Raw genomic sequence first — 25540 nt, 5'->3', positions numbered from 1 at the left:
CGCCACAGCTTTAGCTTGACGGGAAATGGTCAAAACTCTTCTCCTGATTCTAAAATACGTTGAAAGAGATAGCCAGTTCCTCTAGCCGTCAGAATCAATTCAGGATTGCTCGGATCATCCTCTAATTTTGCCCTGAGACGGGAAATATGAACATCTACTACACGGGTATCCACATGGCGTTCGGGAGTATATCCCCAGACTTCCTGTAGAATTTCTGAACGAGAAAAAGGCTCACCTGATCGACTGACTAACAGCTCTAATAAACTAAATTCCATCCCCGTCAAGCGGATGCGTTCATCCCCTTTGTAAACTTGACGTTTGTTGGTATCAATTCTAATTAACCCGATATGAATGACCCCTGAACTGGGAATTCCCGGAGTTCCATTCTTGTCAGCCCGTCGCAACACGGATCTAATTCTCGCTTCTAATTCCTTAGGGGAAAAAGGTTTAACTACATAATCATCAGCTCCCAACTCTAACCCTGTAATGCGATCAGCAACATCTCCTAAAGCAGTTAACATGATGATGGGGATGTCGGATTCTTTGCGTAATTCCTGACAGACACCATAACCATCAAGCTTAGGCATCATGACATCCAGAACAACTAAATCAGGATCAGCTTTATGAAAAGTGTCTAAGGCTTCTTCTCCATCGGCAGCTGTGACCACATCATAACCAATCATAGACAAACGAGTTTCTAAAATGCGACGGATGCTGGCTTCATCATCAACTACCAGAATTTTCTCTTTATGAATTTCCAATTTCTCCAATACTCCTTAATGTAAAATCTCTGACTTTTAAGTTACATAGCGACGTTTCTGTTTTCAGAATATCGCTTTCCCATTATGATTAAGTCAATAACTATAGATCTTTTTCCCCGTAGTAACGATTTTAAACGGGATAATGAAACAGCATACCCCTTATCATTTTCTAATTATTTTGGACTCGAACCAGCTGGTTTTTTAAGTTTTTTTAACCTTTCTTAAAAAAGGCATTATGGCAAAATCTCGGACTATTCATATTTGCAGTGCCTGTGGCGCAGAATCTCCTCAGTGGTTTGGTAAATGCCCTAGTTGTGGAGTTTATGGGACTCTGGAAGAACAAGTTATTAACTCCAGTCTATCAGGGGGAATTTTACGGGGAGGATGGCAATCTAACACCCGTTCGCAGAATACTCCCACCACGTTCCCTAAACCCCGAATTTCAGTTCCGTTTTCGGAAATTACCCAAGAGGAACAATTTAGGTTTCCATCCGGATATGAGGAATTAGACCGAGTTCTCGGTGGGGGTGTAGTTCCTGGTTCTCTTGTTTTAATTGGAGGTGATCCAGGAATCGGAAAATCGACTCTATTGCTACAAACGGCTAATCAACTGTCCCAAAGATTACCCCGCATTCTCTATGTATCTGCTGAAGAATCAGGACAACAGGTAAAATTAAGAGCTTCTCGGTTAGGGGTAAAAGAAACGACAACGACCACTTATTTTGACAGTAATGGTCAAGAACTCAAACCTCCCAAATCAGCAGATTCAGAGATAAATAACACCAATGCTAACCTTTACATTTTACCAGAAACAGATTTGGAAGAAATTCTGCGAGAGTTAGAATCGTTAAAGCCACAAGTCGCTGTTATTGATAGTATCCAAACTCTCTATTTTGCTGCCTTAACTTCAGCCCCCGGTTCAGTCGCCCAAGTCCGTGAGTGTACTTCAGCTTTGATGCAAGTAGCTAAACGGGAGAATATTACTCTACTAATTGTTGGTCACGTAACTAAAGAAGGGGCGATTGCAGGACCAAGAGTGCTTGAACATTTAGTCGATACAGTCCTATATTTTGAGGGTGATCGCTATGCTTCCCATCGTCTTCTCAGATCAGTTAAAAATCGCTTTGGGGCGACTCATGAAATCGGAATTTTTGAAATGGCCGAACACGGGTTAGTAGAAGTTCTTAACCCCTCGGAATTATTTCTAGGCAACCGTGATGAATTTGCTCCAGGAACCGCCACGGTGGTTGCTTGTGAGGGAACTCGTCCTTTAGTGGTAGAGTTGCAAGCATTAGTCAGTCCTACAAGTTATTCTTCCCCTCGTCGTTCCACTACTGGAGTTGATTATAGTCGCCTACAACAGATTTTAGCTGTCTTGGAGAAGCGGGTAGGGATTCCGTTATCAAAATTAGATGTTTATGTGGCCTCCGCCGGTGGGTTAGGGGTGGAAGAACCTGCCGCTGACTTGGGAGTTGCGATTGCTGTGGTGGCAAGTTTTCGTGATCGGGTGGTTGATCCTCGCACTGTCTTGATTGGCGAAGTTGGGTTAGGGGGACAAGTTCGGTTGGTGTCCCAAATGGAACTGCGTCTTAAAGAAGCAGCTAAGTTAGGCTTTAAACGAGCAATTGTGCCTAAAGGTCAGACTTTTGCTGATGATATCGGACTAGAAATTATTGCGATTAATAAAGTGATTGATGCTATTATTGCGGCCATTCCGCCCCAATATAAATTAGGAGAAGAAATACTAGATTCTAATGAAGAACAAAATGAAGAACAAGAGGATTAGTATTAATTGAGCTCTGTAAGCTGTTGTGCATTGTTTATTTAAATAAAATTCAGTATGTAAACTAATCCTTGAGTTAGTTGATTTTCTAATTGTTTTTGGGACTTTAAAATAACAGTTTTATGAAAAAATTTTTTCTGTAACCAAGTAGATAAAATATAATCAACTGTCTCTATTTCTTTTCCCAAAATAATAATCTGTCCTATTCCATCTTGAGAAGTTTCTCCTAAACTAAAAAGACTGTTTGAAGTTTCATTTAATCTTTCAATCCAGTGAGTAACAATCTGCTGTATAAATTCCTGACGAGTTACGCCCCAAGACTTTTCTCCTAACGAAGAAACAAAACTATCTTGTTGTTTTAAAATAAGTCGAGTTAACTGAGCTACTTCTAGACAAACATTCCCTAAAGGATGATTTTTTAATTTTTGACTAAAAGCTTCACGTAAGGATAAGTCAGTACTTCCTACTTGTGGAAAATATGGTTCTATACTGGAAAATATTTTAGTGATTTGAGGTTGCCATTGAGGATAAATAAGTTGACATAAAATATCTTGATTGATCGATTGAAAACCATAGTCTAATTGTCTACTAATCAAACTAGAAAAGGGGTTTTTAACATTTACTAAAGCTAATTCTGTCATGGTTTCTCCCACATCAATAATCAAGGTGTTTGTTGTTGTTTCAGCAAGAGAAAGATAACTCAAAGCAACAGCTATTGCTTTAGGGACCCAGATAATCTGATCTGAAGTGGACAAAGAGTAAATATCTGAGATTAGACTTTGAAGTTGAGTGCGATCAACCAAATTCCATTGACTAGGACAAACTATAATAACTCCCTGCAATTTATTCATGATCTGAGTTACAGAATATTCTGTTTCCCCTACAATTAAAGAGGTTGTTTGAGCCATTAACTGAGTTTTGAGAGTCTTTAAGGCTGGTTTCCATCTAGCTAAAGGATTCATCATATTAGAAGATGTAACTGACGAAAGGTTAACTTTTTCTTCTAAAGTGGAAATTGCTGTATTCGGACTAATTTTAGCGCTAAATCCCAACAAAACAGCCATCAATTGCTCAGAAGTCAAATCAATTCCTAAAAACCATTTTTCCCGAGTAGACTTTACCCTGGCAGATTGTTTGGGAAGTGACGAAGCTAAGGTAGTCCTACCCACTGTTGCTTCTAATTGTTGCTGCAAGCGATTAGAATAGGCTAAAAATTTAGCTTCCCCTTGCTCTCCAAAATTATGTATTCTTTCGATTTCTTGAGCTAGACAATCAGAATAGGTTTGTAAGTCCTGTCCAGGACTGTCTAAAATTTTTCCTAGGGCTTCTATATGACCTGCTGACCTTTCTGAAGACATTTCGGGAGAAACTGAAAGATTGTTTAAGGAACCCTTACCGAAACAGTCACTTTTTTGAGACTTAGAAGATTGTCCTTCGATAACTTGAGTGCAACCGATAGTTAACTCTTCTGAAAACTCAGACATCATTTGTTTTCGTTTATGTTCTAACTGCCGAATTTCTTGAAGCAGGAACTGTTTTTGGTCGCGTAAATTTTCTAGGTCATTTTCCACAGATTGTACCCATGGTATTATTTGGGTCTCTAGTCTTTTTAAAATATCTTCGGTTAGTCTTTCAGACCTTTTTTGATAATTTTCAGGCTTCCAATAAGATTGATGAGTGAGCAAATAATACCGTACTCTCTCTAAGAAGGCCAACACGCCTGAATCTTCTGATAACTGACTATCCCAGAGAATTTCCTCAAGGTCAGCAATCAAGATGGCAAGATCGTCTTGAAAAATCACAGTTACTCGCTAAAGATCTCTCAAAAAAAATTAAACAGAACAAACTAACTTTTAAAAGTTAACAATTAGGCTGACAATTTTTGCTAGGCTTAGCATAACAGATAGATCGAAAATCCGCTTGAGTATTAGATAAAAGATAAAAACTACCACTATAATAAAAACCTCGATATTAAATGATTGTGGAAAAATTATTGTTTCTTTGCTAGATTAACGGAGAAAAATTGGGAACTTGTCATTATATCTTGTGTTATCTGTAGCTAACTCCTTAATGTAGTAATTCTTATAGAAAATGATTGGAGTAGCTCAGTTTATCTCATCTTAAGAAGATTGGGCAAAAATCCAGACTCATAGTGTTGAAGGAAAAAAAGTGACTTTCAATATCATTGATAGAGGAGAAGTAACTACTTTAGAAGAGATTTCTCATTCTACAGGTGCTGTTAGCTTAACAACTATGACTGTTAGCAGTATTCCTACTTGGAAATTTATTAGTCTTAGTCTTCTTCATAAAGATCTGGTAATAGACATTCCTTGAGCACAAGTGATTGCTCAACGTTTATGGTAACTAAACCAATGACCTTGTTTACGTACGTAAAACCGATAGATAGTTCATTGCGAGTAGCTGATACCCTATTATTTTTAGTAAATGGACGAAGAGAAACAACTAAATACGACATAAAATTACTGACTTACCACATCGAGAATTAAGTAGTATTAGTGAATTGGTGAGGACAACCGTAACGCGGTCACTTACAAAATTAGAAACAAAGATATAATTACGGGAACACACGATATTCTGTAGTATTACTAATACAGTCTTCGCGAGACTAGCTGTGAAAAAATCATAATTTTAAAAACTGAAAGTTTTACTTTGCAAGGATTTCAAAATTAGAAGGACTTAATTTTTACAGCAATCATTTTTTAAAGTTGTAGAATACACTCACAATAATAGTTTTAGAAGTTATTAGCTACTAATATGTATTATACTAAGTCTAGAAAAATTAGAATATGTATGACTTAGAACAAATGATTACTTAGTTTGTTCTAAAAATTTCAATGAGATGATTTTCTTTAATGAACTACTCTTCTGATAATGCTAATCCAGGATCTGATTTGGAATCTAATGCTTTAACGAATAGTGAGTCTAATTGGGTTGATGATGACACTCAAGAAACAGTTACTGTGCCTGTGTCTAACCTCAAAAATGTTCAACCTTTATCCCTGTCTAAAATTAAAGAAAGTAGTACTTTAGCAATAGTAGAAACAGCTTTTTTAGCTAGTGCTTGTAGCTTAATTTGGTTGATTAATTATTATTTTCCCCTCGGTCCTTTTTTAAGAATTTTCTTTCCTATTCCTATTGCTTTAATTTATCTAAGATGGGGACATCGCGCCGCTTGGATGGGAGCATTAGTATCTGGGTTATTATTAACAGTTTTAATGGGACCTACCCGTAGTGTTGTTTTTTTGATGCCCTATGGTTTGATGGGAGTTCAATTGGGGTATTGTTGGCGACGGAGGACAAGTTGGCTATTTTCTATGGTAACAGGGGCGTTAATTGGGACATTTGGCTTCTTTTTTCGTTTCTGGTTATTTTCAATTTTATTAGGAGAAGATTTATGGCAGTATATGATTATCCAAATTACTGAATTGGCTCAATGGTTATTTATTAAATCAGGAATTTTATCTCAACCTAGTTTTTCTTTGATTCAGTTACTGACTATTGGATTAGTTATTTTAAATAGTTTAATCTATTTATCTGCTGTTCATTTAGTAGCTTTATTAGTATTAGAGAAGCTAGGAAATCCTATCCCTCAACCTCCAAGATGGATACAAATAATTGTGGATTATAAGCAATAAGTAATTAATACAGATCTAAAGTAGGTTAAAGGCGATTTTTAGATTTATTTTTTTAATGGGTATCTAAAGATAAGTGATTCAAGTTTATACACAACAAAAAAAAGGTAACCAATGGCTGGAATCTAATCAAAATTATGAGCCAGTTTTTGCTTGCATTTTAGGGTTTACATCGACAGGATTAATTCCAGGAATTTCTGCGGCTGGGGCTACGCCAGAAGACCGAAAATATACTGCGATCGCCGATGCAGAATTTTTATTTAAGGGGATTCAATCTCATTATCAACATCCTTTACCTCCCTTAACTAAAGGAGTTTCACCAGTATTTATTACCCGCGCTATTCTAGAAACTCTTAATATTCCTATTTATCTGTTTAATGCCGGTTTACCCTTCCCTCCCTCCGTTCCTAATTTTAATTTAAAAGGTATTACTGCCAATTGTGTTACAACAGGAAAAGCTTTACCTTTAACTGTAATTAATGGTCTATTTCAACAAGGGTTGCGATGGGGGGAAAAAATAGCTAGAAAATACCCCAATTCCTATTTAATTTTGAGTGAATGTGTCGTGGGAGGAACTACTACTGCCCTGGCCATTCTCACAGGATTAGGCTTTAATGCCATCGGAAAAGTTAATAGTAGTCATTCTAAATGCAATCATGAGCAAAAATGGTCTATTGTTAGAATGGGACTTACTAAAGCCGGACTTTACCCTATTTTACAGCCGATTAATCCATTTTCTCTTGTTGCCGCAGTGGGTGATCCTATGCAAATTGTGGCAGCAGGTATGGCAATCACCGCTAGCCATCGCATAGGAGTACTTTTAGCTGGAGGAACCCAAATGTTAGCAGTTTATGCCTTAATAAAAGCAATTATTAAAAATTTTCAAAATAAAGCTAATCTAGACCAAATTATAGTAGGAACAACTCGTTGGGTCGCCGAAGATTCTACAGGGGATACAGTAGGATTAGCTAAGATGATCAATGAGGTACCCCTGTTAGGGACTCAATTGAGTTTTGCTAAGTCTTTCTATCCTCAATTATCAGTGTACGAACAAGGGTTTGTTAAAGAGGGCGCCGGGGCTGGAGGATGTGCAATCGCCGCTAGTTTATCCTATCAATGGAATCAGGAAAAATTACTACAGGCAATTGAATCTATAGTAAGTGCTAAAAAAGACTAAAAATCAATATTCAATATAACTATGAGAGTTAATCATCTGGAAGTTAGGCTTGAGTCCTTTAAACTTACTAATAAATAATTCCATCAACTTTGCGAAGATAACCGAGATTTACAATTTGAAAGAAATCTAGATTGACACCCTATAATTATGCGATCAATAAGAGAAGTAACAAAGAAAAATACTGTAAATACGGCAAAAATTGGAAATCAATATCAAAACAATCCATTTAAAATCCACTTTTCAATTGATTAAAAAGTTTTAAGCTCACCAATGGCGTAGATAGAGCCCCTGATAATGCTTGGATAACTTTAGAAAAATGGAACTATTTAAACCTAAAAGAACTATAAATATTTCTTCTATTAATGAAGATTAAAACCCTTAAGAAATAAAAAAAATTAATGAATGATTAAACAATATTTAGAAAAGTTAATTAATTTAAAAGATCAACAAGTAGAAATCTATTAATAAGGTAGAGAAGTCAAAATATTAAATGATTATGGGACTTTATTAAAAGAGGATATGTTACTTAATCTTGTTTTTAGTTTACTATTAATCTAATCAAATTGTTTTGATCGAAAAAAGTAACAACAGAAAGTATCCAGATTAGTTTTCTTATCTCTTATTTTTATCTGCTATAGATCAATTGATCTCTCCCGAAAGTTTGGGACGAACAGTGCAATCATTTACAACACTGACTTTGGCAGGTTACGGTACAAATAAAAACTTATTCATTGTTCCTCAATACTAAGGAGTGTCTAATCCACTATGCAAAGTATCGGATTTTTTGAGTGCCATACATAAATACACCAAGAGCCTATCCAAGTTTTAACCAAACCGTCCACTTACATAATCCCTCGTTGTTTCCTGGGCAGGATTTTGAAAAATAACTTTTGTTTCGTTATATTCTGCTAAATACCCGACTTTTTCTTCTTTATCAGTAGCTTCTACATTATAAAAGGCGGTAAAATCGGATACCCGTGATGCTTGTTGCATATTGTGAGTAACAATCACAATAGTGTATTGTTGCTTCAATTCGTGAATTAGTTCTTCGATTTTAAGGGTGGAAATGGGATCAAGGGCGGCACATGGTTCATCCATCAAGATTACTTCTGGTTTGACAGCGATGGTTCTCGCAATACACAGACGTTGTTGTTGTCCTCCCGATAGAGCAAGCCCACTTTGCATTAATTTATCTTTAGTTTCATCCCATATTACGGCTTTTTTTAAGGATATTTCTACTAATTCATCCATATCCCCCTTAAATCCATTTATTCTTGCTCCAAACGCAATATTTTCGTAAATAGATTTGGGAAAAGGATTTGGTTTTTGAAATACCATGCCAATGCGACAACGTAAGTCTATAGGGTCAACTTTATCTGCATAAATATCGCTTCCCTTGAAGGTTATTTTGCCATCAATTCTAGCACTGGGGATTAGATCGTTCATCCGATTAAAACAACGGAGAACAGTACTTTTTCCGCAACCTGAAGGACCAATAAAAGCTACCACTTTATTTTTAGGAATATCTAAGGAAACCTCCTTTACGGCTAAATTAGTACCGTAAAAAACACTAAGTTTTTGGGTTTTTAAAACTGTTTCTGTTGCTATATCAGCTACCATGATTTTTGTTAAACTCCCTTACAATGTTGAAGTTTGTAAAAATTAACTATATAGTTTTTACCTATTCCCTATTCTCCTCTCTTCATCTTTTCTAACCAAATCGGCCACTAATATAATTTTTGGTATCCTGTTGACGAGGACTACCGAAAATAGTCTCGGTTGTATCGTATTCTACAAGATAACCCACCTTGCTTCCTGTCTGAGTTGCTTCTGTATTAAAAAAAGCAGTTAAGTCAGCTACTCGTGTAGCTTGCTGCATGTTGTGAGTAACTATTACAATAGTGTACCGTTCCTTAAGTTCGTGCATTAATTCTTCAACTTTTAAGGTCGAAATAGGGTCAAGAGCTGAGCAGGGTTCGTCCATTAAAACTACTTCCGGTTGAGCAGCAATAGTTCTCGCAATACACAGACGTTGTTGTTGTCCTCCTGATAAAGAAAAGCCATTATTTTGTAATTTATCTTTAACTTCATCCCAAAGGGCAGAGCGTTTTAGGGAAGTTTCCACTAACTCATCGAGATCTCCCTCATAGTTATTTATCCTCGCTCCGTAAACGATGTTATCGTAAATAGTTTTTGGGAAAGGATTTGGTTTTTGGAAAACCATTCCGATCCGTTTTCTTACTTCTACAGGATCAATATCAGGGGCATAGAGATTTTGTCCATGATAGGCAATGGTTCCCGTTAGGTGAAAGATTTCGATTAAATCGTTGAGTCGATTTAAACACCGTAGAATAGTACTTTTTCCACACCCTGAAGGACCGATAAAAGCAGTAACTTTATTCTTGGGAATGGTAAAAGTAACATCCCGAACCGCGCGATAATCTCCGTAGAAGATATTAACATTTTCTAAGCTAAAAACTGTTTCTGTCTTAATAGAATCCAAAATTTCGTTATCTATCATCAAAGTCCTCTATCACTATTAACTGTTCACCATCAATTAATAAGTTTTCTGTCGAGTTGCCCAACGAGCACCTACACTGGTAATTAACACTAACAAGACCAAAATTAAGGACCCTGCCCAAGCTAATTCTTGTTGGGGCTTAAAAGGAACAATGGCATAGTTATAAACTAACACTGATAGAGTAGCAATAGGTTCAAAGATTCCTTTAGGCCAAAAGTTAGAAAACAAAGCAGTAAAAATTAAGGGAGCTGTTTCTCCTGCAGCACGGGCAATCGCTAAGGTTACTCCAGTTAAAATAGCAGGAACAGCCGCAGGAAGAACAATTTTTAAGACTGTTTGGTAGTTATAAGCTCCCAGTCCAAAGGCTGCCCAACGGATTTCTTGGGGAACAAGTTGTAAGGCTTCATCCGTTGTCCGGATAATAGTTGGTAACATCAATACAGCTAAGGCTACTCCTCCTGCAACGGCGGAAAAACCGACGATTTTTGTGGCGACTAATAAACCATAAGCGAAAATACCAGCAATAATCGAAGGGACTCCACTAAGAACATTGGTCGCAAAACGAACCAACTGGGCAATTTGATTCCCTGCGCTAAATTCCGATAGATAAACGGCAGTGAGTACCCCAATGGGAACGGCAATAAGAGTCGCTAAACCTACAGTTAGTAAGGTTCCAAGAATAGCGTTAGCAATACCTCCTTGCGATAGTCCAGGCGGTGGGGGAAGCTTAGTAAACAAATCCAGGTTAACTTGCCCTAATCCCTGAACCATCACGAAGATAAGAACCGCGACTAATGGGATTAGGGTAATAATCATACATAAAGAGGCTAAAGCAGTCCAAAAGCTGTTAAATAGGGCCCGGGGACTACCTCGTTTCTTTTTTAGACTTAAACCAATCTCGGTGGCACTTGAATCAGTCATTTTTTTAAAGAGTAAAGCGGTAGAGAGAAGGGAGAGAAAGCCTAATTTTTGCCATTCGTCTTTTACTGATACTTAGCTCGCACTTGAGTTACAATGCAATCGGCTGCAATATTAACAATTAGAGTCAACACCATTAAGACCAAGGCAGCATACATCAGGGCAGAAATCTGCATTCCTGATGCTTCGGCAAATTGGTTGGCTAAAAGAGAAGAGATAGTGTTTGCTGGTTCGAGCAGAGAAATACTAATTTTGTTAGCATTTCCGATAATCATTGTAACCGCCATAGTTTCCCCCATTGCACGACCAAGAGCTAACATAACTCCCCCAACTATTCCCGAAATAGCTGATGGGATCAACACACGAAAAATCGTTTCCCAGCGAGTTGCTCCCAAGCCTAAAGAAGCTTGGCGTAATTCAGGGGGCAAAGAAGCTAAGGAATCACGGGAAACTGCCGTTATGATAGGCAGAATCATAATAGAAAGGACAATTCCCGCAGGTAGCATTCCAGGTCCAGCAGGAGGGGTCGCAAAAAAGGGTACCCAGCCAAGGTTGTTATGTAACCAGGAACTAATAGGGTTGATAATAGGAATTAAGACAAAAATACCCCATAGCCCATACACCACACTAGGAATGGCCGCTAACAATTCCACCATGAGTACTAAGGGTGTACGGAATTTAAGAGGGATAAAATTCTCACTTAAAAACAGTGCCGTTCCTATCCCTAAGGGAACGGCAATGAATAGGGAAATGAAGGAACTCACCAGAGTTCCGTAAATAACCGGTAACGCCCCGAATTTTTCCTTTCCTACTACAGGATTCCAAGCACTGTTGGTAATAAAGCCAACCCCGTAGGTTTGAATTGCTGGCCAGGCTCGCATAATGATCACAATGGCAATAGCCAATAAAATTAACCCAATACTGACGGCAAAGGCTAAGGTTAGCCAAATAAAACCAGTATTGAAGGTTTTCTCCAAAACAGAGCGAACGCCAACTCCAGTTTGTTTAAACTTAGAAGCGGTAGGTGCAATCATAATTAATGAATAACCAAGTCGAAAGTAAAAAATAACAGTTTGACTCGATAATTTGTTCATCTGAGTTCGGCATAAGCCAAGTTCACGGAAAACTCGTAGCAATCAAAAGTACCTATTCCGAATCCTTGCGCCGGAATATCCCTGAACTCTGAACTCAGGTTATCTAGTTTTTTAGAAAGGACTAGGAAAAATCTATAAGTGATTTCATCTAGTCAATGTAGAACATCAATTTAGAAAATCGTCTGTTTGTTTGAGCTCAATAGTGTAGTCTGGGCTAATTACATCAGCAGCCGCGGCTACTTTCTTTTTGACACTAGGAGGCAATGCAACATAACCGAGTTCTTTACTGGTTTCTTGTCCATAGTTTAACGCATGTTCAATCATAGCTTCCATGGCGATAGCTTTTTGGGGATCGTCATATTGCTTGTAAGCCAACATCCAAGTGTAAGTCACAATAGGATAGGATTGATCTCCTTCAGGGTCGGTAATAAAGACTCGTAGATCTTCAGGAAGAGTAACCGCGTCTAAAGTATGTTCGGCTGACTCGTCACTGGGCTCTATATAGTTTCCTGATAAGTTTTCTAAGGCTGCCATAGTTAAACCATTATTCTTCGCATAGCCGTACTCAATATAGCCGATGGCTCCTTCAATGTGTTGAACAGTGGCAGTTACCCCTTCATTTCCTTTGCTACCGATGAATTTTCCTTTAGTGGTAGGCCATTCCACACTTTTTCCTTGGCCGATCGTAGTTTCCCACTCTGAACTAATCGCACTTAAATGCTTGGTAAAGACTTCAGTGGTTCCACTTCCATCAGAACGGTGAACGACGGTAATTGGTTGACTAGGTAAGGTTAAATCAGGGTTAGCCTCAACAATTTTGGGGTCACTCCAGTTAGTAATACTGCCTTGCATGATTCCTACATAGGCTTCCCGAGACAATTTTAGTCCTATGACCCCAGGAAGATTGTAAGCCACTACAACACTCCCGGCGGTCATAGGGAGCAATATCACCCCTCTAGAAACTTTGGCAATTTCTTCATCTTTCATCGCTACATCACTAGCACCAAAGTCTACCGTTCCGGTGGTAAATTGTTCTACCCCTGCGCCACTACCTATAGACTGATAGTTAACTTGAAGATCAGGAATTTTGCTCTTGAGTTGAACAAACCAGTTTTGATAGAGAGGTGCGGGAAAAGATGCCCCTGCACCGGTCAGAGTGACCCTACCTTCTAATGGAGGTTTATTTATGTTAGTAGCCGTTCCCTCGATAGAGCCATCATCATAAGTCTTACTACTACAAGCTCCTAAACTTACTATTAATGCCAACATTGATAGAGAAGATATTAAACGAAAAGGACGTTGTTCGAGTTTGAAAAAGTTTAACATATTTAGGTATTTTGTAAATTGAGTTACTTACACAATGAACATTCACACAGAAGGTAACGAATTTGGGTAAACAATAGGTTAAGAAATACAGTTCTTAGTCTAGGTTTAATAAACTGTCTGAGGAAAATAGATAAATCTTCACTATTTGTTTATTTTTAACTTAGCTCTTAACTTTTAAGATCGTAGTGTGATTTTGTTAGGTAAAACTTGAATTCTTAATTAAGTTTAATTTAAAAGATTACTAAAAATAGTTTGAAAAACATAACAAAATAATGTACATATAGTCACTGTATTTTTGATAGAAAACAAATTGCAAGATAATCTATAAAATTTATAGTTTTTAATAACTAAGATTCTTTAGATGTTACGAAGGAAACGATTGTAATCGCAGTTATAGCAGTTATGCCAGCTTGTAGTTTAAGTGATTTCTAATGATGTTCAATCCATCAACATAGATGCCTCAAGTGCTGTCTTTCCGATTACTGAAGTAGGGTTAAAAACCCATCAAAAATAACCTGTCCATAAGCAAGTTAAAGATCTGACCATAGAAAATAATTTTTCAGGGGCAAAGGGAGGACTCAGAAAATCTTGTACAGGGAAAACAGACATCAACGCAATCTCTCGTCCCATTTCTTCTGCAGAAATGAAGTTTTGTAATGACAATACAGTTCGTTACATTGAGCTTCCTATTGCTTTTGATGCGATCACAGTCGTAGCCAAGCTTTAAAATACTTGGATATATATCCTGAAAGTGTTAGTTAGCACAAATATAGGAGCTTAAAGTTCAAAATAAGGTATTTATCTAAAATCAAATTAATTTATCTTATCCTGATCGTTCTTTAACTCTTGATAGTCCAGATAAAAGCTCAGCAACCTAATAATTATTTCACCGAAGCAATCATGGGTTAAGCAACAGAAAGTTGCTCAGATTATATTTTTAGCAAGGATGATGAAGCATTATTAATTAGGGTTACTCAAGACCTAATACTTAGGGTTACTTTAGCTACTCTTAAATTATCAATAGAACTAAGATAAACTAAAGGCGATTGCCATTGATAATGGCGAAAGCGGGGTCTTTCCTTCAACTGAAATTGTGAAGAAGAACGAATGTCAGCCCTTATCGCGGTTTTTATGTGTTTATGTGAATGCTAAAAACGTACAAGAGAATCGGACTTTGGAAGAATTTATCAAAATTCAACTCGAACAAGTCCCAGAATTGGGGACTGGAGTAGGTTATATTTCTTTACCAGAAGAAGGTTATCATTTTACAAAAGTTCAATTTCAAAAATTTAAAGTCGGAACAGTCCTTAATAGAAAACCTCAAACAGATATGACCATTGGCGAGTTGTTACGCAAACAAGCTAGATTTGAATGAGACCCGATGAGGGAGGATTATCCTATGACTGTTTCAATTATTTTATTTAGTAAAAAGATAGAAGTGATTCCAAATAATGGTCATAACCTAGACTCAGTTTTTCCGTACTCCATTTTTGCATAAAGCTGAAGGGATTGATGAAAATAGTGTTGTCCTCAAACAACTCAAACTTGATTCCGACAATCTATACCTTAATATTTGTCTATAAATTTTAACCTAAACTAGTAATTTGACCTAAACTAGTAATTTATTTTAGTAAACTGCCCCAATATAAGACTGTAAATTAAAGGATTCCTTGGTTATAGGTAAAATGTTAGGCACTCACTATGTTCTCATGGTACAATTCACGCCAAGAAATTACAAGTTAAAATTGATATAAGTTAAAAAAATATGGGTTAATTTTGGATAATCTACTTTCTGGTAGAAATAATTGTTCTTAAGGCTTACCCTTTTTAAAGACCATCTTTAAGATTTCTTTAAAACTCAAATAAAATCACTGATTGTATCTCAGAAGTTCTAAATCAATCTAAAATTGAAAGACGGTGAAGTAGTAAAGATCATGAGTAAAGATCATGGATGAATCAAAAAACTTAGTAATCGTCAAACAACTCTGCAAAGTCACAGAAGAAGGAGATTACAGTTTGCTAAGTCTTTTATTAACTGAGTGGATTAGACGGCATCGACTGACTTTAGAACAACAGCTTAAGGCTAAATTTCTTCAAAACAAATGGGTTCACGTTCTCACTATTTGTAAAGGAAAAATTGCGCGGTTTCAGAGTCACATTGATTTAGTAACTCTCCTAGGAGTCTCCAATTAAGACAAAGATGAAGTTAAGAGTCAGTGCTCAGCAGTTAGGACAATTTTTCTGGCAACCCTTATGGTTTATTATCGGAATTTGGCTATTGAGTCGGGGATTAATTCTTGTAGGAATGTTAGGGATTGCCCCGTTACTTGAAGCCCCTTCAGGTGGAATTAAGACGGAATGGGGTTGGGAGGTGTTTTCTGCCTGGGATAGTAATTTCTATCAAAAAATTGCTACAGCCAATTATGACGGTATCGGAACTATACCGGGAGCTAACGTAGCTTTTTTTCCTTTTTTCCCCTTAACCATCAGGATTGTAATGGGTTTAGGATTATCAGCAGAAGTGGCGGGAACATTGATTAATAATTTAGCCTTTTTAGGAACATTATTTATTGTTTTTCATTGGGTAGAACGGACAAATGGCATTAAGACCGCACAGTGGACAACGACTATTTTAGCTTGGTGTCCCCTTTCATTATTTACTGCAGTTGTCTATACTGAAGGACTATTTCTGTTTTTAAGCACCGCTTCTTTGTGGGCTTTTGATCGCCAGTCTTACCTACAAGCTGCAGCGTGGGGCATGTTGGCAACTGCAACCCGCATTACAGGATTAGCTTTAATTCCCGCCTTTTTCCTCACAGCATGGTACAAACGCGTCCCCATTACGGCTTATCTAACAAGTTTTGGTAGTGCGTTAGGAATTTTACTGTATAGTAGCTATTGCTGGATACAGTTTAATGATCCTTTGGCATTTATCACAGTTCAGCATACCCAATGGAACCGTGGTCATGGTATTGATTGGCAAGGATGGGGGACTATGTTGGTTGAAATTACCACAGGAAGAAATCAGTGGCGTTATGAGAATTTATGGGATCTATTGCATCCTTTTTTATTATTACTAATGAGTGCGATTGCTTATAGCTTATGGCATTATCGCGATTGTCTAGGAGCAACTCGTTTCGATTATAGTTGTTGTGGATTACTGTTTCTATTATGGTTATTAGTTGGTGATCCTTTGCTCAATACAATATCCGTTTTAGGTGGAATTTATTTACTATGGCACTTACGCAATCAGCTCAGTTTTGTTGTAGTTGCTTATGGGTTTTCGGCCTTGGGATTGTTGTTAGCATCTGGTGGTACCATCTCTTTGAGTCGTTTGGCTTATGGGATTGTTTCTCTAAGCCTAGGGTTAGGAGTGTTATTCTCAAATTATCCCCGTTGGGGATATGCTATGATCGGGTTCTGTACTGTTTTATTAGTCAGTTTTTCAATTCGTTTCGCTCAACATCTTTGGGTCGCATAGATAATCGATAATTGTCAACAATATTACATTTTGGAATATTTAGTCTTCTTTGTTCAAAAAAAAGATTTTCATTTTAGGTCTAATATTTTTGCCCCAATAAAGTTGGATCATTTATTAATAGATTGATTATATTTTTTTATGGCATCTTTATGGCGTAGGGAGTCACAGTTTCTAAATATAACTAACGAGATGTTCCTAATAAAGGATCAAATATGCTTGCAATTTACCATAAGTTTTATTCTCATTAATGAGTATAAAAATCGAAGTAAAACGTCATTTCAATTCGTTTTTTACTTATTTTAATTTGTTTTTTCCTTGCATCCATTTTTCTTTGACTATTGCTCTTATAATTCTATTAACATAATTTTTATGGATGCTAGTATCTAGTGATTACTTTTTTTCAACTAATTTCCTATTTTACACATTTTAATCTTACCTAATTACTATTACTTCTAACCCGTTATTTTCTGCTGACCGGGTTATCATCTCATTCAGTCGAGTCTCAGTTGTTATCTCTAAAATTTATGTCATATTAGTTATCCACTGTCACTAATTTGAGATAAATTAGGGATGTCTTCAGTAGTCAAGGGAACAAAAAAGTAATTAAATATATACAATGCTGACCAAAAAGTCACTGTAAATTTAGATTATGTCTACAGAGTACTCTTTCGTAGTTTTCCGTCGGCCGCTACAACTAAAAGTTTCTATATCCCCCTATCACTTAATTTTATTTAACTTTTTTGTATTTTTTACTAAAATAGTTAGGCTGTAATAGCATTTTTATTTTGGTTATAGTTGACTTATGAAAGAGAAAGATAGTAATCTTTTCTGGCTTTGGATTATTACTGGTATGAGTACCGTTATACTCTTCTTCTGCGCAAGTTTACGTCATTTTTTATTTCAATCGAATGCGTTAGATCTGGGTTGGTTTGATCAAGCAATTTTTTTGATTAGTCAAGGAAACACGCCAATAGTTTCTTTTGTCGATAATCACATTTTAGGAGATCATGCCGCTTTTATTCTTTACCCTTTGGCATTATTTTATGTAATTTATCCTAATGTACATTGGTTATTTGCTATACAAGCGGTCGCTCTTAGTTTCGGTGCAGTACCCGTTTATAGACTAGCACAAAAAGCAGGACTACAAAAAAATTTGGCTTTAACTATGTCAGCAGTTTATTTACTTTATCCTTTAGTGTTTAATCTCAACATATTTGATTTCCATTCAGAAGTCATAGCTTTACCTATTTTATTTTGGGCAATTTTAGCGGCAAAAAATAATAATTTTTATAGATTTTTATCGGCAATTATTATTATTTTGAGTTGTAAAGCTGTACTGTCCTTAACCGTTGCGGCTATGGGACTATGGTTATTGTTCTTTGAAAGAAAACGTCTTTGTGGTAGCACGGCATTAGGATTAGGGGTTTTCTGGTTTTTAATCACAACTCAAGTCATTATTCCTCAGTTTAGTGGAGAGAAAGTTGCCGCATTAGGACGTTATTCATTTTTAGGAGATTCTGTCGGAGAAATTTTAAAAAACTTTTTTTTAAATCCTGGTATTTTTTTAAATAAAATATTCACTTTGGCTAATCTTGAATATTTAATCCTATTAGTTTGTCCGGTAATTTGGGGATTATCTTTCAGTCATTTAACTCCAATGGTTGCAGCTATTCCTCAGTTAGGATTAAATTTACTAACTGATTATCAACCACAAAAAGATTTAGTTCATCAATATTCCTTGCCCATTATACCTTTTTTATTATTGTCAAATATTTATACATTAGCAACTAGAAAAAAAATAATAAAATATCATAAAATAATAATCTGTTGGTCTTTAATTACTTTTTTAGTATTAGCTAAATATAGTTATTTTGGCTCAAAATACTTAGAACAATTAGACACATTATTTGCGATGAGACAAGGAGTAGAGTTAGTCCCTCCTAAGGTGAGAGTTTTAACCTCCCCTCAAATTGCTCCCCATTTAACCCATCGTCCTGTAGTGAAATTAGGGATTAGAGATGCGGAATCTATTGACATTAATAATTTTGACTATATTATGCTCAATGTTCGTCATCCGAGTTGGCCAAAATCCAGAAAAACTGTTATTGATTTAGTCAAAAAAATAAGAAAAAATAGAAAGTTTATTTCTATTCATGAACAAGATAATGTTTTTATGTTTAAGCAGAATTGGGATATAGAGTAAAATAAACTACAATTATACTAAAGCAAAACTTTAATAACTCAATCATCTAAAACATCAGAGTATATAGACTAATATACTTATGAAAAAGTAAAAGAACAATTAAGGTACGTCATTCAGAAGTTATTATCTAAACAGGTAAAAATTATTTTGGGCTCAGTGTTTTAAAGTCAGTTATAGTCTTGTTGATCGTATATTTATGCATGCATTAGTAAGCAATAAAAAATATAAAACTACTTTCTTCTTATAGCCGAGTAAAACTTCTTATAATTGGGGCATAACGACTTAATGGAATAAAACAAGTACTAGACAAAATATAGCAATATTAGCCGATAATAACTAAGTACTAACTTACACAAAAAATAGTATTTATTGTTCTAATTTTAGTAATAGAAAAATAAGATATTTAAATTATTTGTATTTTAAAGCCTAGTTTACATTGATAAATATAAACTTTATATGACTATAAATAATCACTTCAACATTGTAATTAAAGGAAAATCCTTATAGAAAATATTCTAATTATTGTTGATATATTACGTTTATTAGAACATTATTTATATTTAGTTTTTAGATTACTTTTCTTTTTTTTAAATAGATAAATAAAGAAACTTATCTAACTTCTGTTACAGAAGTACTAAGACAATAAATCTGACTAGGGGCTTGTATAGTTATGGATAATTCACCGACTTATTCATTTTTTTCGATTTTTTACTATTTGTTTCAATTCTGGGGAATAAGCCAACTATAAATGACGGCTTACCAGAAATATAAGCCTGATTTATCTAGGTAATTTAAACATATTTTTCTCACAACTTTGCAGAACATCCAATAATCCCATCAATCAAACATGAGTTTAACGAGATTTAAAAACGCAGTTGTTATTTTCAACATCTTAGTCAAGATACGACAAAGTTAACGATTATCGAAAATAATAACCATTGATAATCAAGACTGCTATTGTTGTTTTTAACTCTAAACAGAGAAAAGATTTTTTCGTTAAATAGATATAAGCAATCAGTCGAGCAAAAAGGTAAACAAAACAGTTTAAAATATTTTGATTTTTTAAATATTTAATTTGAAAGATATATTTTAGTGAGTCATTAACGGCTTTACTCTTTTTGTTTTCTTACTTTAATTGATTCAAATAAAAACTGTTATATCTAAAAAAAGACTTCAGTAAGCTAGATATAATCTTTTATATTCATAGCACCAGGTCTCAATAAATGCTGTTTTTAGCACAGGGCTGCTGCCTCTCTTTCTTCCCATAAATTTTTGTTTAACTCATATTAAACTTAAATAGGTCTAAGCATTTAGTCAAACATCAATGCAATTTGCGGTATACACAATAAAAATCGTCTCGTAAACAAAAAGGTAGTAGTATTAAATATACCTGTAAAAACCTACTAATGATATGAGGGAAACAATCTAGATAAAAAGAATACCTATAAAATCTTATTTGGCTCTGCATGTTAGTTCATTTAAACTAAAAAATAAGTATCTAGACAAAGTAAAAATTATGTAGAAGTAAGAAGATGGTATTTACTTTTGAAAGTATCTTAGGTATAAACGCTCGAAAATAGTGCGTTTGCTATAAAAAGAAATTATGCTTACAGTCAATATATACAATATATAGTTAAAAAATCAAAAAAAATTGAAGTAAAGACAAAGAAACAAATTTTTAAAATTTAATTGTTTTTAACAAGTTAATCAATCAATTAAAATTAAGACTGACTAATAAAGAGATATGAATATGTACTGAAATAATTCGTTAGATAAAAAATGTGTAAAAAAGTTTGGCAACAAGGAAGACGGGATTACTTTGAAAATCTCAGATACTTTTGTTTATATTATAAATATAAAACATAAAATTTTAAATAAATAGCTATTTATTTAAAATTAAGCCAATCAAAATAAAAGTCTAAAGTACTATTTAGTATATATATATCTAAATAGTACTTATCAAATGACTAACTAGAGGAATCTGATAATCTTAAAGTTTAAGAGTAGATATAAAATGACTGAATTTAGTTTGCAAATATTTGGCTACAAGTATAGAGCTATCTAAAAAGAACCTGTTAATAGAATTAATAAAGGACAACAGTGGCTAGTTTAATAGTAAAAAGATAAAAATTTATTCAGGAATTACTAGAGAATATTTATCAGTTTACTCTCCAGAGTTAAAGTCAGCAGAAAGATTATGGACATTAGTGAATAAGTATTAATTTAATTAGTATTTCCAAAAAATCGATGAAATAGAGGAATTTTTGCCTAATTTTTAGGATATCGTCAGTCAAATGAAAGAATGAATTGAAAATTTAACTTATTATCATTGATTAAATTTTTTGTGATTTTTTAAGAAGGTATGGTAATCTAGCCCTGAAACTTGTTATATATGTCTAAATCACGTTAATAACTTACTTTTTAAGTTTAGAAACTGGACTTGTTAATATTACCACATTGACTATAACTGAGACATAAATACGTCAACAAATTTTATAAATTAAGGCAGATCTACGGAATTGTAATTATGAACTACCACTACGTCTAATGGAGGAGGTGTGAGAGGGCTAGAGAGTAAGATTTCTTGTTTCTTAAACCCAATAAATTAGATTGGAAGCCCAAACTTCAACCATAGCAAGTAGGGTAGTTTACCGATCTAATTTGTTGGGAATCTCATAACATCCCCCTGAAATAGTTGCACGGGTTTTCTCTCCTCCCCAAGCACAGCAATAATAACGCTGTTCTTCAGTGAGATTTTGGATTGCCATCAGATTACAATTCTCCAGGACAACTCCTGTATAAGCTCCCGTTTCGTAATTAGGGGGAAAGCTACGCGAACGGGGACTTGCAGTTTTTACAGAGCCATAAAACAAACGAGTCTCCTTAAGATTTGACCCTTTTAAGTTGGCATCATAAAGGACAGTTCGGGATAAATTGGCTTTGACAAGATCGCACCAACTTAAATCAGCACGTACCATATTGGCTTCACTTAAATCCGTCCAGCGTAGATCTTGACCCGATAAATTTGTCCCTGCCAACATCACCCCTAAATTAATTACTCGTACCCCATGAGCTCGATCTTCAGCGTATCCTCCAAAACCGTCAAGTATAGGTCGGCCCAATCGACCATCTCGCATCAAGGGGGTCAATAATTTTGATTGGGACAGAAAACGCAGAATTTTTGCTTTTCCTACTTCATCAACACTACTGAGAATAGCTGCCGTTCTTCCTTCAGCAATAGAACGTTCTTGCGGCCAATCTTCAAGCATTCCTTCTCCATTAAGAACTAGATCGGAGATTCCTTGAAAGTAGGTATCAATAGTTTGTTGTTGAGTAATACGGTTTTGCTGGATGGTCAAATCTTTGGAGATGACATATTGAGCCCAGGCGATGTAAACTGCGAGTAAGGCAATCATGATTTGACCCAATGCCCCTACCCATTCAGCCCAAGAGCCAAATTCATCATATTTAAACTGATTAAGCCAATCTCCAATTTTTTGATAAAAGCCAACATATTTTGCCAGTCCAGTGATCGCCAGAATAAACACCAAAAATCCGATCAAAGTGTCACGTTCCTGGGGGCTTAAATATCGAATCACCCAATCTCGAAGCGACGGTACGATAATTTGTAAAGATAGCAATAAGGCAATAACTCCCGCTGACAATCCTAACCAAGAAATATTAAATCCTAATCCTAGTCCCATAATTGCTGCTGCGGTTAAAAGTAACCAAGGGTTAGAGGATTTCACTTCGTACAAATATAAGGGTTGAGGTTGTGCGATATTAGATAGAGTCTTCTGCGAAAGTTGAGTTGATGAGTTGGAGGAAACAGTCGTCCCTATTGTAGTAGGTAAGGTGTTTTTTTTACCATTTTGCTCTGCCAAACGGTTCGGAGTTTCGTCGAAGGAATGAGATTCAGGGGTTTTGGACATAAAATATTGACTGTTAACCAGTGAATTGATAACAAGATAACAACTATCCTTTTTATAGATATATAATGAATTCCCTTATTTAAGGTAAAAAAAGCCTAACACTCTAAAACCAATGGTTGCAGTAACCGATTAAGAATCTGTTTCAGGACTATGGCAGTCCATTCAATATCTTCTGAGGTAATTCCCCGTCCTAATGTAAGTCGAATTGCCCCTAATCCTTCTTTCTTAGAATAACCCATGGCTAATAAAATTTGACTGGGACTTAATTTACCACTCTGACAAGCCGAACCAGAACTAATGCCAATTCCAGCTAAATTAAGTTGACGAACGATAGTTTGCCCAGTTATTTGTTCTCGGTTATCATTACTTGATAGATCAGTTACAATGAAACTGACATGGTGAGGTAGACGGTGTAATCTATCACCTGTAGGAATTAGGTAAGGACACTCAGCCATCAGATCAAAAAGACGGTCGCGTAATTTCGTTAAGCGAGGAGTTTCCCAATTCATTTCTGAGGCAGCTAATTCAGCTGCGACTCCCAACCCGGCAATAGCCGGAACAGCTTGAGTTCCTGATCGTACCCCTCTTTCTTGTCCTCCACCTCCCAATAAAGGAGAAATTCCCACCCCTGGACGCACATATAAGGCTCCTGCCCCTTGAATTCCATAAATTTTGTGACCTGAGAGAGATAATAAATCTATCCCTAAACGCTGCACATCTAAGGGTAATCTACCGACTACTTGTACTGCGTCGGTATGAAAAAGTACCCCAGACGAATGAGCAATTTGTGCCAATTCTTTAATAGGTTGTATTGTTCCCACTTCACTTTGTCCGTAGATAGTAGAAACAAGTACTGTATCTGATCGGATAGCCTCTTTGAGATCTAACGGATTAACTCGTCCTTTATCGTTAACGGGTAATGTCGTCACTTGCCATCCTCTTTGGTTCAAAAGTCTAGCAGTTTCTGATATAGCAGAATGTTCAACTGATGAAATAATCAAATGTTGGGGAGTAGAATATTGTTTGGCTATTCCCCACAAAGCTAAGTTATCAGCTTCTGTCCCCCCTGATGTAAAAATTATGGAGTCAACATTAGGAGCATTGATTAAACTTGCTACCTGACATCGAGCAGTTTCGACGATAGTAGCAGTCCGTTGTCCCCAAGTATGCAAACTTGAAGGATTCCCCCACTGATGTCTTAGAATTTCCTGGACTTTAGTTATCACCTCTAGGCGAGGGGGCGTGGTTGCACTATAGTCAAGATAAATTTGCATTATTTCACCAGTGAGAATAGTCGGAAGTAAGACAAAAAGCTGACTTGAAGATTAAACAATTCAGAGTGATTTAAAAAAACTTAAATATCTAATGGACAGGTTTACTTAATGGCCAGGTTTACAAACATTATACTCTTCATGGGAAATGACCGCTTCTGGGACTAGTAAATTCCCCTGATCACGACAAATTAAACGATAATGTCGTGTTACAGGTATACTAATGACAAAACGATCATGCCTAAGTCGCTTCCCATGAAATTCCCGATAATTTTTTCGATTGGCTAATTCTTTAAGAATTTTACGGGCTTTAAGGACAACATTTCTGGGTAAGGTTCTCAAATTAATGGGATCTTTATCGAACTTGTCTTCCCAAGCATTTTTATCTTGTTTTTTTCGTTCCCAAGCAACTTGAGCTTGAGCACATCGGTGACACCGTTGACCATATCCTTTATGACCACACGGAAAGAGCTTTTTTCTTCTCGACATAATAATTGTTTATCTATAAAATATTTATAGCCTATTTTGTTAAAATGAAACACCTCGACGCACCCTAGCCTCTCAATATCTTCTCTTTAAAAAATATTGAGGTATTCCCGTAACCCACATTTCTATATATGTTCAGCATACAAGGTCTTATTATCTCCAGGCAAAGAAATTGGGAAGATACTAAGATAATTTCATCATCTCTAATTCACAAAATCCTCTTTGGTCAAGATTTAAACGTATATATTCTAAGTTAAATTCATGTAAAGTTCTTCTCAATAAAAGTCATAATAATCCATTTATTAGAAGAGGTTTAGAAACTGTTTGCTGTAATTAGTCTATTATCATAGATTCTCAGAAGTAGGTAGCATAGTTATAGTGAGATTTAATGTAAATAACGTTTACTACTTAAAAGCTAGAATTATGTCATCATTCCCAATCTCGTTACCCCCTAACCTTGATGCGATTGTCCAGAAATTTAAACAGCGTTCTGACCCGAAAAAACGCTATGAACAATTGCTGTGGTATGCCAAGAAGCTAGAATCAATGCCAGAAGAGAGTAAAATACCCAAGAATAAAGTTCAAGGCTGTGTCTCTCAAGTTTACATTACTGCTAGCTTGAAAGATGGTAAAGTTTGGTACTCGGGAGATTCTGATGCTCAATTGGTTAAAGGGTTAGTTGCTTTTCTAATTGAGGGGTTAAATGGTTTACCACCAGCTGAAATTTTGCAAGTTACCCCTGATTTTATTGAAGATACAGGGTTAAAAGTTAGCCTCACTCCTTCCCGTGCCAATGGATTTTATAATATCTTCCAACTAATGAAAAAGAAAGCTCTAGAACTACAAGAAGAAACATCAGTATAGAGCTATCCCCCTAGAAATAACTAGGGGGAAAATCAGTTAAGATATTGTATGTTTAGCAACTTACAAGAAA

The 25540-nt window shown here is 35.8% G+C and carries 20 protein-coding genes; 10 read left to right on the top strand and 10 right to left on the bottom strand.

The window, feature by feature from the left end; translation table 11 throughout:
• Window positions 1–29: 29 nt before the first annotated feature.
• A complete protein-coding gene (gene rpaB / locus P3F56_RS02745) occupies window positions 30–761 on the bottom strand; it encodes a response regulator transcription factor RpaB (RefSeq protein WP_281153279.1) in 732 nt (243 codons plus the stop codon).
• Window positions 762–996: 235 nt separating this feature from the next.
• Between rpaB and radA the strand changes: the two genes are divergently transcribed.
• On the top strand, window positions 997–2547 hold the full coding sequence (radA, locus tag P3F56_RS02740; RefSeq protein WP_281153278.1) for a DNA repair protein RadA: 1551 nt from the start codon (window positions 997–999) through the stop codon (window positions 2545–2547).
• A gap of 38 nt (window positions 2548–2585) precedes the next feature.
• Here radA and P3F56_RS02735 read toward each other — a convergent pair whose 3' ends face one another.
• Window positions 2586–4346 (bottom strand): hypothetical protein, encoded by a 1761-nt coding sequence (locus tag P3F56_RS02735; RefSeq protein ID WP_281153277.1) that lies wholly within the window; start codon window positions 4344–4346, stop codon window positions 2586–2588.
• A 367-nt stretch (window positions 4347–4713) separates the two neighbouring features.
• Between P3F56_RS02735 and P3F56_RS02730 the strand changes: the two genes are divergently transcribed.
• The 3 genes from P3F56_RS02730 to cobT all read left to right on the top strand — a co-directional run bounded on the left by P3F56_RS02730 (window position 4714) and on the right by cobT (window position 7374).
• Window positions 4714–4878, top strand: a complete 165-nt coding sequence (locus P3F56_RS02730; protein WP_281153276.1) for a hypothetical protein — start codon at window positions 4714–4716, stop codon at window positions 4876–4878.
• Between the two features lie 539 nt (window positions 4879–5417).
• Window positions 5418–6200 (top strand): DUF2232 domain-containing protein, encoded by a 783-nt coding sequence (locus P3F56_RS02725; RefSeq protein WP_281153275.1) that lies wholly within the window; start codon window positions 5418–5420, stop codon window positions 6198–6200.
• A gap of 73 nt (window positions 6201–6273) precedes the next feature.
• Window positions 6274–7374, top strand: coding sequence for a nicotinate mononucleotide-dependent phosphoribosyltransferase CobT (gene cobT, locus P3F56_RS02720; protein WP_281153274.1), 1101 nt, complete (start codon window positions 6274–6276; stop codon window positions 7372–7374).
• An 825-nt stretch (window positions 7375–8199) separates the two neighbouring features.
• Here the strand turns inward: cobT and pstB (P3F56_RS02715) are convergent.
• From pstB (P3F56_RS02715) to pstS, 5 genes are all read right to left on the bottom strand, one after another.
• Window positions 8200–8994, bottom strand: a complete 795-nt coding sequence (gene pstB, locus P3F56_RS02715; RefSeq protein ID WP_281153273.1) for a phosphate ABC transporter ATP-binding protein PstB — start codon at window positions 8992–8994, stop codon at window positions 8200–8202.
• Between the two features lie 91 nt (window positions 8995–9085).
• The gene (gene pstB / locus P3F56_RS02710) at window positions 9086–9895 is read right to left on the bottom strand and encodes a phosphate ABC transporter ATP-binding protein PstB (protein WP_281153272.1); all 810 of its coding nucleotides are present in this window, start codon (window positions 9893–9895) and stop codon (window positions 9086–9088) included.
• Between the two features lie 36 nt (window positions 9896–9931).
• A complete protein-coding gene (pstA, locus tag P3F56_RS02705) occupies window positions 9932–10816 on the bottom strand; it encodes a phosphate ABC transporter permease PstA (RefSeq protein ID WP_281153271.1) in 885 nt (294 codons plus the stop codon).
• A 62-nt stretch (window positions 10817–10878) separates the two neighbouring features.
• A complete protein-coding gene (gene pstC / locus P3F56_RS02700) occupies window positions 10879–11847 on the bottom strand; it encodes a phosphate ABC transporter permease subunit PstC (RefSeq protein ID WP_281153270.1) in 969 nt (322 codons plus the stop codon).
• Window positions 11848–12072: 225 nt separating this feature from the next.
• A complete protein-coding gene (gene pstS, locus P3F56_RS02695) occupies window positions 12073–13233 on the bottom strand; it encodes a phosphate ABC transporter substrate-binding protein PstS (RefSeq protein ID WP_281153269.1) in 1161 nt (386 codons plus the stop codon).
• Between the two features lie 538 nt (window positions 13234–13771).
• Here pstS and P3F56_RS10410 point away from each other — a divergent pair.
• The 5 genes from P3F56_RS10410 to P3F56_RS02670 all read left to right on the top strand — a co-directional run bounded on the left by P3F56_RS10410 (window position 13772) and on the right by P3F56_RS02670 (window position 18917).
• On the top strand, window positions 13772–13960 hold the full coding sequence (locus P3F56_RS10410; RefSeq protein ID WP_405054774.1) for a type 2 periplasmic-binding domain-containing protein: 189 nt from the start codon (window positions 13772–13774) through the stop codon (window positions 13958–13960).
• Window positions 13961–14326: 366 nt separating this feature from the next.
• Window positions 14327–14608 carry a hypothetical protein gene (locus P3F56_RS02685; RefSeq protein ID WP_281153267.1) on the top strand — a complete coding sequence of 94 codons (282 nt, stop codon included), beginning with the start codon at window positions 14327–14329 and terminating at the stop codon, window positions 14606–14608.
• A gap of 572 nt (window positions 14609–15180) precedes the next feature.
• Window positions 15181–15426, top strand: a complete 246-nt coding sequence (locus P3F56_RS02680; RefSeq protein ID WP_281153266.1) for a hypothetical protein — start codon at window positions 15181–15183, stop codon at window positions 15424–15426.
• Window positions 15427–15433: 7 nt separating this feature from the next.
• Complete coding sequence (locus P3F56_RS02675; RefSeq protein ID WP_281153265.1) at window positions 15434–16714, top strand: hypothetical protein; 1281 nt, start codon at window positions 15434–15436, stop codon at window positions 16712–16714.
• A gap of 802 nt (window positions 16715–17516) precedes the next feature.
• Window positions 17517–18917 carry a DUF2079 domain-containing protein gene (locus P3F56_RS02670; RefSeq protein ID WP_281153264.1) on the top strand — a complete coding sequence of 467 codons (1401 nt, stop codon included), beginning with the start codon at window positions 17517–17519 and terminating at the stop codon, window positions 18915–18917.
• 2648 nt (window positions 18918–21565) lie between these two features.
• On the opposite strand, the gene P3F56_RS02665 is transcribed toward P3F56_RS02670, so the two are convergent.
• The 3 genes from P3F56_RS02665 to P3F56_RS02655 all read right to left on the bottom strand — a co-directional run bounded on the left by P3F56_RS02665 (window position 21566) and on the right by P3F56_RS02655 (window position 24609).
• Complete coding sequence (locus P3F56_RS02665) at window positions 21566–22849, bottom strand: pentapeptide repeat-containing protein (RefSeq protein WP_281153263.1); 1284 nt, start codon at window positions 22847–22849, stop codon at window positions 21566–21568.
• A gap of 95 nt (window positions 22850–22944) precedes the next feature.
• Window positions 22945–24123 (bottom strand): cysteine desulfurase family protein, encoded by a 1179-nt coding sequence (locus P3F56_RS02660; RefSeq protein WP_281153262.1) that lies wholly within the window; start codon window positions 24121–24123, stop codon window positions 22945–22947.
• A 105-nt stretch (window positions 24124–24228) separates the two neighbouring features.
• Complete coding sequence (locus P3F56_RS02655) at window positions 24229–24609, bottom strand: DUF7682 family zinc-binding protein (protein WP_281153261.1); 381 nt, start codon at window positions 24607–24609, stop codon at window positions 24229–24231.
• A 420-nt stretch (window positions 24610–25029) separates the two neighbouring features.
• Here P3F56_RS02655 and P3F56_RS02650 point away from each other — a divergent pair, with 420 nt between their 5' ends.
• A complete protein-coding gene (locus P3F56_RS02650; protein WP_281153260.1) occupies window positions 25030–25470 on the top strand; it encodes a SufE family protein in 441 nt (146 codons plus the stop codon).
• The last annotated feature ends 70 nt before the right edge of the window (window positions 25471–25540 follow it).

The sequence above is a fragment of the cyanobacterium endosymbiont of Epithemia clementina EcSB genome (genome assembly GCF_029919255.1).
Lineage (GTDB): Bacteria > Cyanobacteriota > Cyanobacteriia > Cyanobacteriales > Microcystaceae > Rippkaea.
Note: the sequence above shows the minus strand (reverse complement) of the source record. Positions and strands in the feature narration are given on the sequence as shown.